The sequence below is a fragment of the Anaerolinea thermolimosa genome (genome assembly GCF_001050195.2).
Taxonomy (GTDB): Bacteria; Chloroflexota; Anaerolineae; order Anaerolineales; family Anaerolineaceae; genus Anaerolinea; species Anaerolinea thermolimosa.
The window spans coordinates 2,476,283-2,491,856 of the sequence record NZ_DF967965.1 but is presented as its reverse complement, the minus strand read 5'-3'; the positions used below and the strand labels follow the sequence as shown (position 1 = coordinate 2,491,856).

Annotated in this window: 16 protein-coding genes; 12 read left to right on the top strand and 4 right to left on the bottom strand. The window is 54.4% G+C overall.

Annotation, left to right across the window (positions count from 1 at the left end):
- The first annotated feature begins 42 nt into the window (after nt 1–42).
- Genes cdaA through der form a run of 3 tightly spaced genes read left to right on the top strand, consistent with a single transcriptional unit; the run spans nt 43 to nt 3,564 of the window.
- Nucleotides 43–930, top strand: coding sequence for a diadenylate cyclase CdaA (cdaA, locus tag ATHL_RS11250; RefSeq protein ID WP_062193687.1), 888 nt, complete (start codon nt 43–45; stop codon nt 928–930).
- Nucleotides 927–2,177 carry a CdaR family protein gene (locus ATHL_RS11245; protein ID WP_062193684.1) on the top strand — a complete coding sequence of 417 codons (1,251 nt, stop codon included), beginning with the start codon at nt 927–929 and terminating at the stop codon, nt 2,175–2,177. The genes cdaA and ATHL_RS11245 overlap by 4 nt, the downstream gene beginning before the upstream one ends.
- 16 nt (nt 2,178–2,193) lie before the next feature.
- A complete protein-coding gene (der, locus tag ATHL_RS11240) occupies nt 2,194–3,564 on the top strand; it encodes a ribosome biogenesis GTPase Der (RefSeq protein ID WP_062193680.1) in 1,371 nt (456 codons plus the stop codon).
- An 8-nt stretch (nt 3,565–3,572) separates the two neighbouring features.
- Here der and ATHL_RS11235 read toward each other — a convergent pair whose 3' ends face one another.
- On the bottom strand, nt 3,573–4,502 hold the full coding sequence (locus tag ATHL_RS11235; protein WP_062193677.1) for an NAD-dependent epimerase/dehydratase family protein: 930 nt from the start codon (nt 4,500–4,502) through the stop codon (nt 3,573–3,575).
- A 206-nt stretch (nt 4,503–4,708) separates the two neighbouring features.
- Here ATHL_RS11235 and ATHL_RS11230 point away from each other — a divergent pair, with 206 nt between their 5' ends.
- A complete protein-coding gene (locus ATHL_RS11230; protein WP_062193674.1) occupies nt 4,709–5,203 on the top strand; it encodes a rubrerythrin family protein in 495 nt (164 codons plus the stop codon).
- Between the two features lie 104 nt (nt 5,204–5,307).
- Here ATHL_RS11230 and tpiA read toward each other — a convergent pair whose 3' ends face one another.
- Nucleotides 5,308–6,075, bottom strand: coding sequence for a triose-phosphate isomerase (gene tpiA, locus ATHL_RS11225; protein WP_062193672.1), 768 nt, complete (start codon nt 6,073–6,075; stop codon nt 5,308–5,310).
- Nucleotides 6,076–6,285: 210 nt separating this feature from the next.
- Here tpiA and ATHL_RS11220 point away from each other — a divergent pair, with 210 nt between their 5' ends.
- The 8 genes from ATHL_RS11220 (at nt 6,286) to ATHL_RS11185 (ending at nt 12,539) form a co-directional block, all read left to right on the top strand.
- Nucleotides 6,286–6,633: an ArsR/SmtB family transcription factor gene (locus ATHL_RS11220; RefSeq protein ID WP_084001384.1), complete on the top strand. Its 348-nt coding sequence runs from the start codon at nt 6,286–6,288 to the stop codon at nt 6,631–6,633.
- A 26-nt stretch (nt 6,634–6,659) separates the two neighbouring features.
- Nucleotides 6,660–7,892 (top strand): type III sulfide quinone reductase, selenoprotein subtype, encoded by a 1,233-nt coding sequence (sqr, locus tag ATHL_RS11215; protein WP_062193669.1) that lies wholly within the window; start codon nt 6,660–6,662, stop codon nt 7,890–7,892.
- Nucleotides 7,893–7,901: 9 nt separating this feature from the next.
- Complete coding sequence (locus ATHL_RS11210) at nt 7,902–8,489, top strand: DUF1641 domain-containing protein (protein ID WP_062193666.1); 588 nt, start codon at nt 7,902–7,904, stop codon at nt 8,487–8,489.
- Between the two features lie 43 nt (nt 8,490–8,532).
- Nucleotides 8,533–8,850, top strand: coding sequence for a TusE/DsrC/DsvC family sulfur relay protein (locus ATHL_RS11205; RefSeq protein WP_062193664.1), 318 nt, complete (start codon nt 8,533–8,535; stop codon nt 8,848–8,850).
- Between the two features lie 38 nt (nt 8,851–8,888).
- Nucleotides 8,889–9,398 carry a DsrE/DsrF/DrsH-like family protein gene (locus ATHL_RS11200; protein ID WP_062193661.1) on the top strand — a complete coding sequence of 170 codons (510 nt, stop codon included), beginning with the start codon at nt 8,889–8,891 and terminating at the stop codon, nt 9,396–9,398.
- Between the two features lie 132 nt (nt 9,399–9,530).
- A complete protein-coding gene (locus tag ATHL_RS11195; protein WP_062193659.1) occupies nt 9,531–10,715 on the top strand; it encodes a DegT/DnrJ/EryC1/StrS family aminotransferase in 1,185 nt (394 codons plus the stop codon).
- Nucleotides 10,716–10,723: 8 nt separating this feature from the next.
- The gene (locus tag ATHL_RS11190; RefSeq protein ID WP_062193656.1) at nt 10,724–11,623 is read left to right on the top strand and encodes a PH domain-containing protein; all 900 of its coding nucleotides are present in this window, start codon (nt 10,724–10,726) and stop codon (nt 11,621–11,623) included.
- A 31-nt stretch (nt 11,624–11,654) separates the two neighbouring features.
- Nucleotides 11,655–12,539: a DUF92 domain-containing protein gene (locus ATHL_RS11185; RefSeq protein ID WP_062193654.1), complete on the top strand. Its 885-nt coding sequence runs from the start codon at nt 11,655–11,657 to the stop codon at nt 12,537–12,539.
- A gap of 65 nt (nt 12,540–12,604) precedes the next feature.
- Here ATHL_RS11185 and ATHL_RS11180 read toward each other — a convergent pair whose 3' ends face one another.
- A complete protein-coding gene (locus ATHL_RS11180; protein WP_062193651.1) occupies nt 12,605–14,059 on the bottom strand; it encodes an NADH-quinone oxidoreductase subunit N in 1,455 nt (484 codons plus the stop codon).
- 16 nt (nt 14,060–14,075) lie between these two features.
- Nucleotides 14,076–15,572 (bottom strand): complex I subunit 4 family protein, encoded by a 1,497-nt coding sequence (locus tag ATHL_RS11175; protein WP_062193647.1) that lies wholly within the window; start codon nt 15,570–15,572, stop codon nt 14,076–14,078.
- Nucleotides 15,573–15,574 lie beyond the last annotated feature (2 nt).

The following is a 15,574-nucleotide window of genomic DNA, read 5'->3' as shown; positions in this document are numbered from 1 at the left end:
GGTGGCCCCTGGATGGATATGGCTGGATGATACGGATGATGGATGGCTGATCTGCTGAGTGAAATTGGCTTTCTGTTTCAGCGCCTGACCTGGTTCAGTGCCCTGGACCTTGCCCTGGTGACCCTGATCATTTTCGGCCTGCTGGTGATGCTCCGTGAAACCCAGGCCGTTGTTTTGCTTCGCGGAGTGATCTTCCTGGTCATTTTCCTCAGCCTGCTCACGAGCCTGGTCGATTTACCGGCCTTTTCCTGGTTAATTCGTACCACCCTGCCGGCACTTCTCCTGGCCATTCCGGTGATCTTTGCTCCAGAAATCCGTCGCGGGTTAGAACGCCTTGGGCGGGCGGGCTCTGGCCAGCTCCTCGGCCTGAGAGAGGGAGCAGGGCTGATGGATGAGACTATCACGGCTATCGTCACGGCAGCGGCACGCCTTTCAGCCCGGGAGCATGGGGCGCTGATTGTCTTGCAACGCTCGGATAGCCTGGAAGACTATATTCGCACCGGGGTGCGGATGAATGCACGGGTAACCCCGGAATTGCTGTTACAGATTTTTTATCCGAATACGCCGTTACATGACGGTGCAGTGATCATCACCGGCAACCTGATTGCAGCGGCAGCCTGTGTCATGCCCCTGTCAGCCAGTGGTGTGCTTAACCGAACCCCTGACCGGCAAATGGGGCTTCGGCATCGGGCCGCATTAGGAATTTCTGAGGCGACGGATGCGGTGGCCATTGTGGTTTCTGAGGAAACCGGCATGATCTCCGTTTCTCACAATGGCCGGATGATCCGCCGGCTGGACAGCGAACGCCTGGAAAACATCCTCCATACTTTCTATCAGGCACCTGCAACCGGTGCAGACCTGTTCGGACGGCTGACAGGGTTGTTTCGCCGGCAGGGCCCCAGGCCCCCGACTGGAAAGGAGGGGGCATGAACCTCATCCGGCAGGTTGTGCGATACATTCCAACCCTGCTTCTTTCTTTTGTGCTGGCGGTGGCAGTGTGGATTTCCGCTGTTACTTCAACAGATCCCACTGAAGAGCGGATTTTTCCCCGCCCGGTCAACCTGGAAATTGTGGGGTTGGATCCGGCGATGATCCTTACATCTAATGAAAGCCGCCAGGTTACCCTCAGGCTGAGCGCGCCGCGTTCGGTCTGGGAGCAATTGAACGCAAGCACCACCCCGGTCCGTGCTCTGGTAGACCTTTCAGGGTACGGCCCCGGCACTCATACCGTACCGGTGCAGATTCAGCTTGGAGTTACTCCGGTGCGGGTGGTTTCATATACCCCACGCACTGTAACCCTGACGCTGGAAGAACTATCTACGGTAACGCTACCCATCGAAATTGTTCGGAAAGGCGAACCGGCGATCGGCTACGAGGCGGGAGAACCGAGCGCAGACATCACCTCGGCTACGGTAAGTGGCCCAAAATCTCTGGTGGATCGGGTGCGGCAATTGCGGGTAGTGGTCGATCTCTCTCGTGCCAATGATACCATTACGCGTACACTGCCGGTTCAGGCGCTGGACGCGAGCGATCTGCAGATCAGTGGATTAACCATTGTGCCGGATCAGGTGACTGTGATTCAGCCTATCACCCAGCGTGGGGGGTATCGCAATGTGGTGGTCAAAGTGGTTACCACCGGACAGATCAGCCCCGGGTATCGCCTTACCACCATCTCGGTATACCCTCCGGCGGTTACCGTGTATGCTTCAGACCCGGCGCTGGTGGATAAATTACCCGGCTATGTAGAGACCAGCCCCGTAGATTTAAACGGGGCGCGGGAAGATGTAGAAGAACGGGTACAATTAAACCTTCCTGAGGGAATTTCGGTGGTGGGTGACCCGACAGTTACTGTATTTGTAGGGGTCTCAGCCATTGAAGGTAGCCTCACTTTGAACGATGTGCCGGTGACAGTGATTAATCTTGAGCCGGGGTTGGAGGCGAAGTTATCTCCGGAGGCTGTGAATATTATTCTGTCCGGGCCTTTGCCGATGCTGGACGCGCTCAAGCCCGGGGATGTACGGGTTGTCATTGATTTGAATGGGGTTGGGGCGGGAACTTATCAAATGGCGCCCCGGGTTGAGCTTACCATCCCGGAACTGCGGTATGAATCCATCCTGCCAGGTTCCATCGAGGTTATTGTACAGCCCCGAAAGTTAACCCCGACACCTGGTAGATAAAGAAGAGGAAAGGATCATGAAAACGAAGCCCATAGTTGCCCTGGTTGGGCGGCCCAATGTTGGAAAAAGCACGCTGTTCAATCGTCTGGCTGGAGAGCAACTGGCCATAGTAGACGCGACCCCCGGTACCACCCGTGACCGTATCTTTTCCTCTGCGGAGTGGAACGGGCTTGAATTTGATATTGTGGATACCGGTGGGATTGATCCATCGACCTCACGGGCCGGAAGAGAGCCCCTTTCTATCGGGTCGGCAGATTTTATTGAGGGAATCCGGGCGCAGGCGGAACTGGCGATTAAAGAAGCTGACGCGGTGCTTTTTCTTGTGGATGCGATCAGCGGGGTGACGCCAGCTGATCGCGAAGTGGCTGAAATTCTCCGAAAAAGTCAGACCATGCGAGAGGGGAAACCCTGGCCGCCGATTTTCCTGGTGGTCAACAAAGCGGATAGCCAGAATTTACGTGAGAATGCCCCGGCTTTTTATGAATTAGGCATGGGCGAGCCGTACGCCATTTCAGCTCTGCATGGAACTGGCACAGGCGATCTGTTAGACGATCTGGTGGCGTCTTTTCCGCCTCAGGAGGAGGAAGAAGAGGACGACTCGATCAAGATTGCGATTGTTGGTAAGCCGAACGCAGGGAAATCGAGCTTGCTCAATCGTATCCTGGGTGAAGAACGGGCTCTGGTCAGCCCGATTCCGGGAACCACGCGCGATGCCATTGACACCCCGCTGGTTTACGACGGGTTGAAAGTTACCCTGATCGATACGGCCGGGATTCGGCGGCGGGGAAAGGTGGAGCCCGGGGTAGAGAAATACAGCGTTTTGCGTTCCATGCGTGCTATCGAACGGAGCGATGTGGTTTTACTGGTGATTGATGCAACGAGCGGCATCACGGCTCAGGATACCCACATTGCCGGATACATTATGGATGCCTGGAAGAGCACGGTGGTGCTGGTGAACAAGTGGGATCTGGTGGAGAAAGACAACCAGACGATGCAGATGTACACCCGGAAAATCCGTGAAGAGTTAAACTTCATGGATTATGTGCCGATCCTTTTTATTTCGGCGAAAACCGGGCAAAGGGTAGACCAGGTGATGCCGCTGGCTTTACGGGTTCAGGAAGAACGGCTGGCGCGCCTTACGACAGGTCAGGTGAACCGCATTATCCAGGAAGCCCAGTCGCTTCATGCCCCGCCTTCGAAAGGAGGACGCGCTCTTCACATTTATTATGGCACTCAGGTACGCAGTGATCCGCCCACTTTCCTTCTGTTTTGTAATGATCCTTCGCTGGCGCACTTCTCGTACATGCGGTTTTTGGAAAATATCTTCCGAAAGGAATATCCTTTCACCGGGACGCCGATTCGCCTGGTACTGAAAGCCAGACGTTAAAAGGTGGCTTATTTCACTCCCACCCGAATGTATTTTTCCAGCGTGAGGCGCAGGCCTTCCTTCAGTGAAGTGGTAGGGCGATATCCGAGAATGGCTTCTGCAAGCCGGAGGCTGGCGCACATGCGGCGCACCCCTCCCTCATTCCGAGGGTTGTAGATGACCTCGGGGTTGCCGCCGGTGGTGGCAATGACCAAACGCACCAGCTCGCGGATAGAAGTTTCAACACCACTTCCTACATTGATGATTTTCTGGTTGGCCTCTCTGGCGGTTGCGGCGGCTACCATGGCTGTTACCACGTCATCCACGTACACATAATCGCGCGTCTGGGTGCCGTCGCCATGGATTACCAGAGTGCCGTTATTGAGAGCCTGTCTTAAGAAGAGAGGAATGACAGGAGCGTGAACCGGGGGAATATGCTGACCCGGTCCATAGGCGTTAAACACGCGGAGGACAACCGTCTCAATATTCCACAGCATTCCAATGGTGCGCACGTAATACTCAGCTGAGAGTTTTGAAACGGCGTAGGGTGACTGCGGATTAGGAGACGCGTCTTCTGTGAGGGGCTGTGTGCCCTGTTCGCCGTACACGGCGCCGGAGGAGATGAACACCACCCGACGCACGCCGACGTCTCGAATGGCTTCCATGAGGGTTACCGTCCCCCCCACGTTTACGGTATTGTATTCACGCGGGTATAGCATTGACTCGGGCACAGATACGCGCGCCGCCAGATGATAAACACAATCGATGTCCTGGAGAAGGGTCCATAACCGGGGGCGGTCGTTGATATCTCCCCGGGTAAGGTGAACTTCGGGGAGAAGAGCTTCGGGGTTGCCGGTCGAGAGGTCATCCAGGCCGCGTACCGAATGCCCATCACGCGCCAGCTGGTTGGCAAGCGCCGAGCCAAGGAATCCTGCGGCACCTGTGATCAAAAAACGCATAGGATCAAATTCCCATTGCTGTGTAAGATGTGGATACGCTTTTCATCCTCGTAAAATCGGGCTCTGGAAGGAGGATGGTCAGCGCCTTGATTATAGCATAGAGGAGATTCATCAACCCGAAACATGACAGACGCAACCCCGCCGATCAGACCAATTTTTATACAATAAGGAGAGAGATTGGAATCAAAGCACTTTCTGGAGGAAGTATGAGCACCTATCAAGACCTGATGGCGGCCTTCGCTGGTGAATCGCAGGCCCGGAACAAATATCTAGCATTTGCTCGAAAAGCTGAGGAAGAAGGATACCCGCAGGTGGCCAAGCTGTTTCGAGCCGCGGCACAGGCAGAGTATATTCATGCTCAGAATCACTTCAAAGCGGCGGATGAAATTAAAAGCACTGCCGAAAATCTGCAGGCGGCTATTCAGGGAGAAAATTATGAGGTGGTAAGCATGTATCCACCCTTCATTGAAGCAGCTAAGGCAGAGGGTAACAAACGCGCTCAAACCAGTTTTGAGTGGGCCTGGAAGGTGGAAGCCACGCACGAGGCTTTGTATCGCGAAGCGCTGGAAGGCCTCTCTAAAGAAATGGAAGAGTTTGATTACTACGTTTGCCCGGTGTGCGGCCATACACATCCACGAAATGCTCCTAACCGCTGCCCCGTCTGTGGTGCTCCGGGGGGCAAATTTATCAAAGTCGAGTGAGATTGGGCAGACCCCCGGTAAAAATGCACGGGGTTTACGCTTTTTTAGCGTAAACCCCGTGTTGTTTCTGGATTGGGCTCTACCCTGGGGGTAGAGAAAAAAATTTATTTTTTGGCTTCTGCGGCGGCCTGAACAATGGCAATAAACTCAGGTGCTTTGAGGCTGGCACCTCCGACCAGAGCGCCGTCGATGTCGGGCATGGCAAAGAGTTCGGCAGCGTTCTTGCTGTTGACCGACCCTCCGTATTGAATCCGCATTGCCTGGGCAGCAGTTTCTCCAAACATTTCACGCAACACCGGGCGAATGATCCTGGCATGGACGTCTTGTGCCTGTTGGGCGGTGGCTGCCTTCCCGGTGCCAATTGCCCAGACCGGCTCATAGGCGATGACTACCCGGCTCACTTCTTCAGCAGAGATACCCGCAAGCCCGAGGCGGGTTTGCCGGGTGACAACTTCAGCAGTGAGCCCGGCTTCGTTTTCACTCAGGGTCTCTCCCACGCACATAATCGGGGTAAGCCCGATGGCCAGAGCGGCTTTGACCTTTTTGTTGACCATTTCATCCGTTTCGTGGAAGTACGCTCTTCGTTCCGAATGGCCAAGGATGACGTACTGGCAGAATTCAGCTACCATGGCGGGGGCCACTTCGCCGGTGAAAGCACCGGATGCTTCCCAGTGCATGTTCTGGGCGCCAAGCCCAATGCCGCTTCCTTTCAGCATGTTGGCGAGGGGGAGTAAATAGGGGAAGGGCGGGCAAATGGCGCGCTCGACGGTAGTGATCGGTTGCAGAGCGGGTAACAATTCTGAGACCAGCAACCGGGCTTCTTCACCGGTCTTGTTCATTTTCCAGTTACCAGCAACGAATGGTGTGCGCATAACAACTCCTCGATGACGGTGGAATTCTTTCTTGAATTGTAATCGAAATCGGAATTTTACGGCGCGCGTAATTTGCGAAGCGGTTTCCAGACAACATCGAACTATCATAAGCAGATTGTGACAAATGTCACTATATGGGCAGGTGGAAAGGGTTTATGATATGCGCAGTTAAAGGTATGCGCATATATGCATACAAGGAAGAGCGGAAAAATGATTACACCTTCCCTGACTCAAGAAATTACCGAATTACACGCCGATATTTGTTCTGCGCTGGCCGATCCGACCCGCATACTGATCCTTTATGCGCTGAAAGAAAAACCCAGCAATGTAAGTTCTCTGGCCGAGGTACTTGGGATCAGCCAGTCGGCGGCTTCACGGCATTTGAATCTACTGCGTGAGCGTGGCATTGTAGACTCGCGGCGGGACGGGCAATCGGTGATTAATTATCTTACCGATGAACGAATCATTGAGGCGTTGGATCTGCTTCGGGCGGTGCTGACGAGTAAGCTCAAGAGCCGCGCTGCGCTGGTGGAAGCGGAACCGAAATCGGGTCAATAGACTTTTATTTCAATGGAGTAACCTCTATGAAAAAACTCGTAGTTCTTGGGGCCGGCACGGCCGGGACAATGGTAGCCAATCGTCTGAGCAAGCTCCTTGATATGGACGAATGGCAGATCACCATGGTGGATCAGGACCCTGTGCATTACTATCAGCCAGGGTATTTGTTGATCCCGTTCGGAATGTATTCTCGTAAAGATGTGGTCAAGCCGAAGCATTATTTTGTTCCGCGCGGGGCGAAACTGATCGTTTCGCCGATTGAACGGATCGAACCTGACCACAACCGGGTGTTTCTGGCAAACGGCACCACCCTGGACTACGACTTTTTGATCATTGCAACTGGCGCAGATATTCATCCTGAAGAAACGCCCGGGCTGGCTGAAGAGGAATGGGGTAAATCTATTCACACTTTTTACTCTCTGGAAGGCGCACTTACCCTGGCAGAGAAGCTCAGCACCTGGGAGGGGGGGCGGCTGGTCGTCAATGTGGTCGAGAATCCCATTAAATGTCCGGTGGCACCTCTGGAATTTCTGATGCTGGCAGACTGGTATTTCCATGAGCGTGGAATCCGTGATCGCGTCGAGTTGATTTACGCCACCCCGTTACCTGGTGCGTTCACCAAGCCGGTTTCCTCAAAGATGCTCGGTGAATTGCTCGTGCAAAAGGGTATTAAAGTGGAGCCGGAATATATGATCGAGCGGGTTGAACCCGATGCAAAGAAAATAATCTCGTATGACGAACGTGAAATTGAGTTTGACCTGCTGGTAAGTGTTCCGCTGAACATGGGGGCACCGGTGATCGGCAAGTCGGGTCTGGGAGACGAGTTGAATTATGTGCCGGTCAACAAATACACCTTCCTCTCCGATGCCTTTGCCAACATTTTCGTCCTGGGAGATGCTTCTAACGCTCCGGCTTCCAAGGCGGGATCGGTGGCACATTTCGCGGTAGATACATTTGGAGAAAACTTTGTGCGCTACATCCGCGGACAGGAATTGCTTCCTCTCTTCGACGGCCATGCCAATTGTTTCCTTGAGTCTGGGTTTGGAAAAGGGTTGTTGATTGACTTCAATTATGAGACGGAACCTCTCCCTGGCCGATACCCTCTGCCTGGCATTGGGCCATTCACTTTGTTGGAGGAATCAGAGGTCAACCACTGGGGTAAGTTGATGTTCCGCTGGATGTACTGGAACCTCCTTCTCAAGGGGCAGGAACTGCCACTTTCGGCCACAATGAGCATGGCAGGCAAGTGGAAAGCCTAGGAGGCAATTATGGATCAGGCACTGGTTGAGTTGAACCAGAAACTTGATGCGCTTTCGGCACAGGTGGCTTACCTAGCCGAACAGGCACAGCAAGCCGAACGTGCCCGCGAAGCACGGGATGAATTGTTGCAGGACGCCATGCCCATTGCCCGGCGTGTCATGGAGCGAGTCTCGGATGAAATGGTAGAGGTGCAGGAGCACCTTGAAGTAGAAGACCTGGTGCGCCTGCTCAAGAAGCTTGTACGCCATACTCCTCAGATCGAGATGCTCCTTGACCAGCTCGACAGCCTCACAGACCTGCTGGAAGTGATGGGGCCGATTACCCGTGAAGGTATGGATACACTGACCGGGGTGCTCTCGGACTTTGAACGGAAGGGGTATTTCAGGCTTTTGCAGGAAGGAGCCCAGCTGGCAGATCGGGTAGTGGTTTCACTGGCGCGGGAAGATGCCAAACCACCACTGGAAACTTCGCTCTTCGGTTTACTGCGGCAAATGCAAGACCCTGCCGTACGCCGTGGCCTGGCGCTCACGTTGTACCTGTTGAAGGTGGTGGGTGAGCAGACCGCTGTTGAGGGAGAAACACAAAAAGCCAAATAGCTTTTCTGTGATGAGTGGATTTTGATTTTTTCAGGAGGAAACCATGGCAACACGAGTAATTGCAGGCAAGACGGTTCAGGTCAATGAAGAGGGCTTCATGACCAATCCGGCGGAATGGGATAAAGAGATCGCCGTAGAACTGGCGAAAGAAGAAGGCATTTCTGAGCTGACTGAAGCGCACTGGAAAGTCATCGAATTCTGCCGCGAGAGTGCAAAAACCTCTGGAAAGGCGCCCACCCTGCGCCAGATCACCACGGGAGCGGGCGTTTCTACCAAGGAGCTGTTTGCCCTTTTCCCTAAAGGCCCTGCTAAAAAAGTGGCGCGTATCGCTGGCCTGGGAAAACCCGAAGGTTGTGTATAAACACAAGTTCCTGTTCCCATTAACTTGAATAAGGAAGGATGACTATGGCCGAAGAAAACCGCAAGATTGCTTTTATCTGCTCGAAGGGGACGCTGGATATGGCTTATCCTGCGCTTGTGATGGGCTGGGCGGCTCTCGGGAACGGCATTGATGTGACGATCTTCTTTACTTTCTGGGGGCTGGATTTAATCAATAAACACCGGGTAGACCACCTGGAGATTGCCCCGGTGGCAAATACCAGCATGAAGATGAGCCTGATGGGTCTGAATACCGGCAACCTGGGAATCCCCAATATCATGGGGGTGCTTCCCGGTATGACCGCCTTTGCTACCAAAATCATGAAGGATAAGATGCAAAAGCTGGAAGTTCCGACAGTGCGCGAGTACCTTGAGATGCTCGTCGACGGCGGTGCCAAGCTGTATGCCTGCAAAATGTCGGTAGACATGTTCGGTTTGAAGAAGGAAGATTTTGTTGAGGGTGTGGAAGACATTGTTACGGCAGGCGACTTCATGGATATGACCGAAGGCGCACAGATCATTTTCATCTAGGGCTTTACTCCTTTGACTGCCCTGAGGGTGGTTGATACCTTCGGGGCTTTTTTTATTTTTCCCTGTGTAGAGAATCTGAGTAAGAGCTGCCTGTGTTGACGCACAGTGAAAAAGTACATTACAATACATTCCATGCCTGATCAAACACCTTCCATTCCAATGTCTTCGCCAGACCTGACAGATGCAGAACGTGAGGCTGTGCTGGGGGTATTGCATACCCCTGTGTTGAGCATGGGGCCGCGGATTGCCGCCTTTGAGGAAGCCATGCGTGCGTTTACCGGGGCAAAACATGCCATCGGGGTTAACTCTGGCACAGCAGGTTTGCATCTGTGCGTACGGGCCGCCGGGGTAAAACCCGGAGACCGGGTAATCACAACACCGTTTTCTTTCGTTGCCTCGGCGAATGTGTTGTTATTCGAACAGGCCGTTCCCATTTTTGTGGATGTTGACCCGCGGACGGGGAATATCGATCCTCAACGGGTGGCGGAAGTGGCCGCGGCTCTGGCTGAAAATGGCTCTGAATCAACGCGCTGGCTTCCCCGGCGCGGCGCTGGGCGCAGAAATGGTCGGCTGCGTGCCATCTTGGCGGTGGATGTATTTGGCCAGCCGGCAGATATGGATGCTCTGCGCAAGGTTGCAGTGCAGTATAACCTGGCCCTGATTGAGGATGCCTGTGAGGCCTTGGGTGCTCAGTACAAAGGCCGACCTGCGGGCATGCTCGGAGATTATGGGGTGTTTGCTTTTTACCCCAACAAACAGATCACTACCGGTGAGGGGGGGATGATTGTCACCGATGATGATGAAGCGGCTGGATTTATGCGCGCGCTTCGTAATCAGGGACGGGCCCCGGGTGACACCTGGTTGCAACACACCCATCTGGGCTACAATTATCGCCTGGATGAGATGAGCGCTGCTCTGGGGGAAGTTCAGATGCAGCGGTTAGAATCGTTGTTGAAGGCCCGTGAGCAGGTGGCCGGTTGGTACACGGAGCGCTTGTGTGAAATCCCCGGGGTTGAAATCCCTTATATTGCTGAAGAAACGACCCGCATGAGCTGGTTCGTTTATGTAATCCGTTTGCAAAAGGGAATTGACCGGGAGCGAGTGGCTGCTCGCCTGACCGAAAAAGGAATTCCGGTGCGGCCTTATTTTCTGCCGATCCATCTCCAACCGTATATGGTTGAACGGTTTGGTTATCGAGAAGGGGACTTCCCGATCACTGAAGACCTGGGTGCTCGCGGCCTGGCGCTGCCCTTTTCCGGGAAGATGGATGAGGGACAGGTAGAACAGGTCTGTCGGGCGTTGCAGTCGGTTTTATAAAGGGAAAAATGCTGGAGCCGCACGTTTTCCATCCGCCTCGCCGCCGGGGGTTGATCTTCCATGCCGTTGCAATCTCGCTCCTCGGCCTGTTGAGTGCGGGGTGTTTTCTGCAGGGTTTACGGCAGGAAGCGGGGGGGTATTTGGCCCTGTGGATGTTGCTTTCGTTGATTTTCTTTGTTCCGCTGGTTCTGGTGATTTACCGGGGGTATGCCTTACTTCGCGCGCGTTATTTAATCGAACGCGAAGGGTTGCGCCTGCGTTGGGGGCTACGCATGGAGGATATACCGGTGGACCAGGTGGAATGGATTCGCCCGGCGAGTGATCTCCCTTATCGGTTGCGGCGGCCTCTTCTGGGGTGGCCGGGGGCGGTCCTTGGCTCAGTCCATACGGAAGACCTGGGGGAGGTGGAATTTCTGGCGGCAGATGAGGCGATGCTGTTGCTGGTGGCTACTCCACAGCGGGTTTATGCTATTTCACCGGCTGACCCCAGGGCATTTCTGCGAGTATTCCATCGGATGATGGAACTGGGTAGCCTTGAGCCGTTGACCTACCGCTCGGTGCAACCGACGGCCTTTTTCCGTTTGATATGGCAAGATCGCCTGGCCCGCTGGTTGATTCTGCTTGGGCTCGGGTTGGTACTTTTGCTCTTCGCCGGGGTGAGTCTGATCATCCCTACACGGGCCGAAGTATCGCTGGGGTTCTCCTCCAACGGTGCGCCTCTGCCAGGGGTGCCTGCGGCACAATTGCTCTTGCTTCCGGTTTTGAGTGGCTTTGCACTGGGGGTGGATCTCCTCGGTGGGCTGTTTTTTTATCGTCAGCCAGAAGACCGGGTGCTTGCTTTCTTTTTGTGGTCTTCGGGGGTGCTGATGCCCCTGCTCATGCTGGTGGGGCTTGCGATGATCCTTTAATTTTTTATGCCGGAAACCCGGATTGAATTCTATGATCCTCAACCTTCTCATTGGTTTTTTTCTGGCGCTGGTCATTGCCCTGGCCGCCCGAAATGCGGGGATGTTGAGCCGTTCGGGAGCCAGAGCGGCGACCGGCCTGGGAACGGTTATTTTTGGCCTGGGGGGGTTGACATGGGCGTTGATGCTGCTGGCTTTCTTTGTATCTTCCAGTGTGCTTTCACGTCTTTTCAAACAACGCAAGCAACTCCTTGAGGAGAATTATGCCAAGGGATCAGAGCGTGATGCCTGGCAGGTGCTAGCGAATGGAGGTGTGGCGGGTTTGTTTGTTGTAGCTCATGGGTTTTACCCCATGCAGGCCTGGCCGTGGATCGGTTTTGCGGCGGCACTGGCGGCGGCTAATGCTGATACGTGGGCCACTGAGCTGGGGGCGCTCAGTGTTTACCCTCCGCGCCTGATCAGTAACGGGCAGAAAGTTGAACCGGGCACTTCGGGTGGCATCACCCTGACAGGTGTGCTGGCGGCACTGGCCGGGGCAGGGGTGGTATCGCTGGTAGGGGTGATTTTCTGGCGCGGAGCCACCGGGCTGTCTCTGGTGGGGGTGCCTTTTAACCTGGCTGAGCTTCTGGGAGTATCGCCAGTGAACTTCTCGCTGGAACATCGTGTGCTATGGCTGGTCATTTTAACGCTGGCGGGGTTGGCCGGGAGCCTGGTGGATTCTCTGCTTGGGGCGACATTCCAGGCAGTATATCGCTGCCCGGTATGCGCAAAAGAAACTGAACGTTACCCGAAGCATGGTTGTGGCACACCAACGGTGCGTGTGCGTGGTTTACCCTGGTTGAATAATGATCTGGTCAATCTGGCCTGTACTCTATCAGCGGCCCTGGCGGCTCTGGGAATGTGGCTGATAGTTTATTAATAGAGATCGAAAAACCGGGCAGAGAAAGGGTCTCTCTGCCCGGTTTTTTTTAACTCGTGAAGCTTTTAGAACAGTTTAATCAACGCGCGGGCCGCCACATCCAGCAGGGAGCCAGGGAAGAAAGCCAGTAAAAAGGTGCCTGCGGCTGAAGCGTAGGCCAGCAGGTTGACCCAGGGATCACTGGTCACCTCGGGTTCGCCGGGCTTCATGTACATGACTACCACTACCCGCAGGTAGTAATAAGCCGAAAGCAATGAGGTCAGCAGGCCAATCAGTGCGAGGGCAAGGGCTCCACTTTCCACTGCGGTGCGAAAGATGTAGAACTTCCCCCAGAAGCCCAGCGTGGGTGGAACGCCTGTGAAGGAGATCATCGCAATCGCCATGGCTGCGGCCAGAAGGGGGCGTTTACGTCCCAGCCCGGCGAAGTCTTCAATTTCCAGGCCTCTTCCTTCTGCCTGTTCCATGGAGGTAACTACTGCCCAGGCAGCGAAGCTGGTCAGTCCATAACCGACGAGGTAGAAAAGGGTAGCGGCCAGGGCATCTGAAGCAATTTGCGGGTTGGAATAGGCGGTGAAGGCCAGCAGAAGGTACCCCACGTTGGCAATGCTCGAGTAAGCAAGCAGGCGTTTGATGTTTTTCTGTACCAGAGCCAGCAGATTGCCCAGGATCATCGTCAGGGCGGCCATTCCTCCGATCACCGCAGACAGGCTGGTAGAAAGGCTTGGGAAGGCCATGAGGAGCAGCCGCAACAGGATGGTGAAGCCCGCCGCTTTGACACTTACTGCCATCCAGCCGCTAACCGGTGTGGGTGCACCCTGATAGACGTCCGGTGTCCAGACGTGGAAGGGAACGGCTGAAATTTTAAAGCTTAAACCGATGACAATGAGTGCCGCCCCAATTAACAGAAGGGTGGGGTTGGCTTTCTGGTCTGTAATTGCGCTGACCACCGAAGGCAGGTTGGTATGAGCAGTGGCCCCATAAATCATGGCAATGCCATAAAGGAGAAACGCCGATGCGAAAGTACCCAGAAGGAAGTATTTGAGGGCTGATTCTTCAGAGTTATTCACCGTGCGTGCCAGACCGGTAAGCACATACAGCGGGATAGAAAGCAATTCCACAGATAAGAAAACGATAATGAGGTCGTAAGCCTGATTGAGGAGCAGCATTCCAGAGGTGGAAAAAAGGATCAGGGCATAGAACTCACTGCGTTCCAGGTTCAAACGGCGCAGGTACTGAAAGGCCAGAGCAACCCCTGCCAGCCCGCTGGCAAGGACAACCGTATTGGAGAATGCCGCAAAACCGTCGAGGACGATCATATTATTGAACGCGGCAGGGAAGGCAGCCCCTCCCAGGGCCAGGTTGGTTCCAAGCCCCCCTGCCAGGATGATCGCCGAAAGGAGTGCCGTGATCCCTTTCCGGTTCTGAGGAATGAAGAGGTCAACAACCAGGAGAAGGACCCCACCAAGGGCGACGAATGCCGCTGGGAGGATGGTCAGGTAGTCAGTCAGAGTCAGGTTCATGGTATCTTCCCCTCGGTTACCTTACAGCCACGGCGGCTGCCTGCAATAAAGCCGTTAGCTGGTGGACTGACGGTGAGATCAGGTTGAAGAAGAAATTGGGTGAAAGGCCAATCCATCCGATGAGAATAAGGATGGGCAAAAGCACGACCACTTCGCGTGGGGTGATTTCTTTCAAAGTGCGATTTTCTTCATGAGTCAGTGGCCCCAGAAACACTTTTTCGAACATAACCAGCAGATAAACAGCCGCCAGCACCACTCCCAGGGTTGCCACTCCGGCAAACCACGGGCTGTTCAACACGGGAGACGCAAAGGAACCCATGAGAATGGTAAATTCACCCACAAAACCATTCAGGCCAGGTAACCCTGCTGAAGACAGGGTGACCACGAGCATGAGTGCGCCCAGCACCGGCACAACCTTCCAGATGCCACCGTAGGCGCTCATCTCACGGGTGTGGCGTCGATCATAAAGCATTCCCACAATCAGGAAGAGTGCGCCCGTGCTCAGTCCATGGTTAATCATTTGAAGGATGCTTCCAGAAAGGCTGCGTGGAGTGAGGGCAAAAATTCCAAGCATGACAAACCCCAGGTGGCTGACCGAGGAATAGGCCACCAGTTTCTTTACATCTTTTTGCTGGTAAGAAACGATGGCGCCATAGAGAATACCGATCACCGCCAACACGGCCATGGCGGGTGCGAAAGAAAGGGCGGCTTGCGGAAAGAGCGGTAAATTGAAGCGCAGGAAGCCATAGGTGCCCATTTTCAATAGAACCCCTGCCAGAATGACCGATCCAGCGGTTGGGGCTTCCACATGGGCGTCGGGGAGCCAGGTATGCAAGGGCCAGACCGGAACCTTGATTGCGAAGGCTGCGGCAAAAGCCAGGAATAGCCACGTCTGAGCGTTGGCAAACATGGCACGGTTGGTGGCAAGTTCACTCAGCGAGAAGCTTTTCCCTGCCAGCCCTAGGTAAAGGATGGCAAGCAACATCAACACCGAGCCTGCCATGGTGAAGAGGAAGAATTTGACCGCGGCGTAGATACGCCGTGCTCCCCCCCAGATGCCGATAAGAAAATACATTGGAATGAGGGTAAATTCCCAGAAGATATAGAAAAGCACCAAATCCTGCGCCAGGAAAACCCCCAGCATGCCGGTTTCGAGCATAAGAAAGAACATCATGAAGCCCTTTACCTGCTCAGTGACCGACTCCCAGGTGGAAAGGATGGCCAGAGGGGTGAGAAATGCGGTGAGCAAAACGAGTAAGATGCTCAGACCGTCGATTCCCATCTGGAAAGAAACCCGAATCCCGGCAATATTCAACCATGGCAGGTCAATTTGCATTTGTAAACCGGCCTCAGGTTGAAAACGCGATAATACCCACAGGGAGAGGCCAAACGTGACTAAAGAGACGAGGAGGGCGCTCCAGCGGATGGCGTTCTTTTGCTCTTCCCGGAGGAAGAGGAGAATGGGAAGGCCAATGAGGGGGAAGAAAGTGAGGATAAGGAGAGAATAGTTCATGG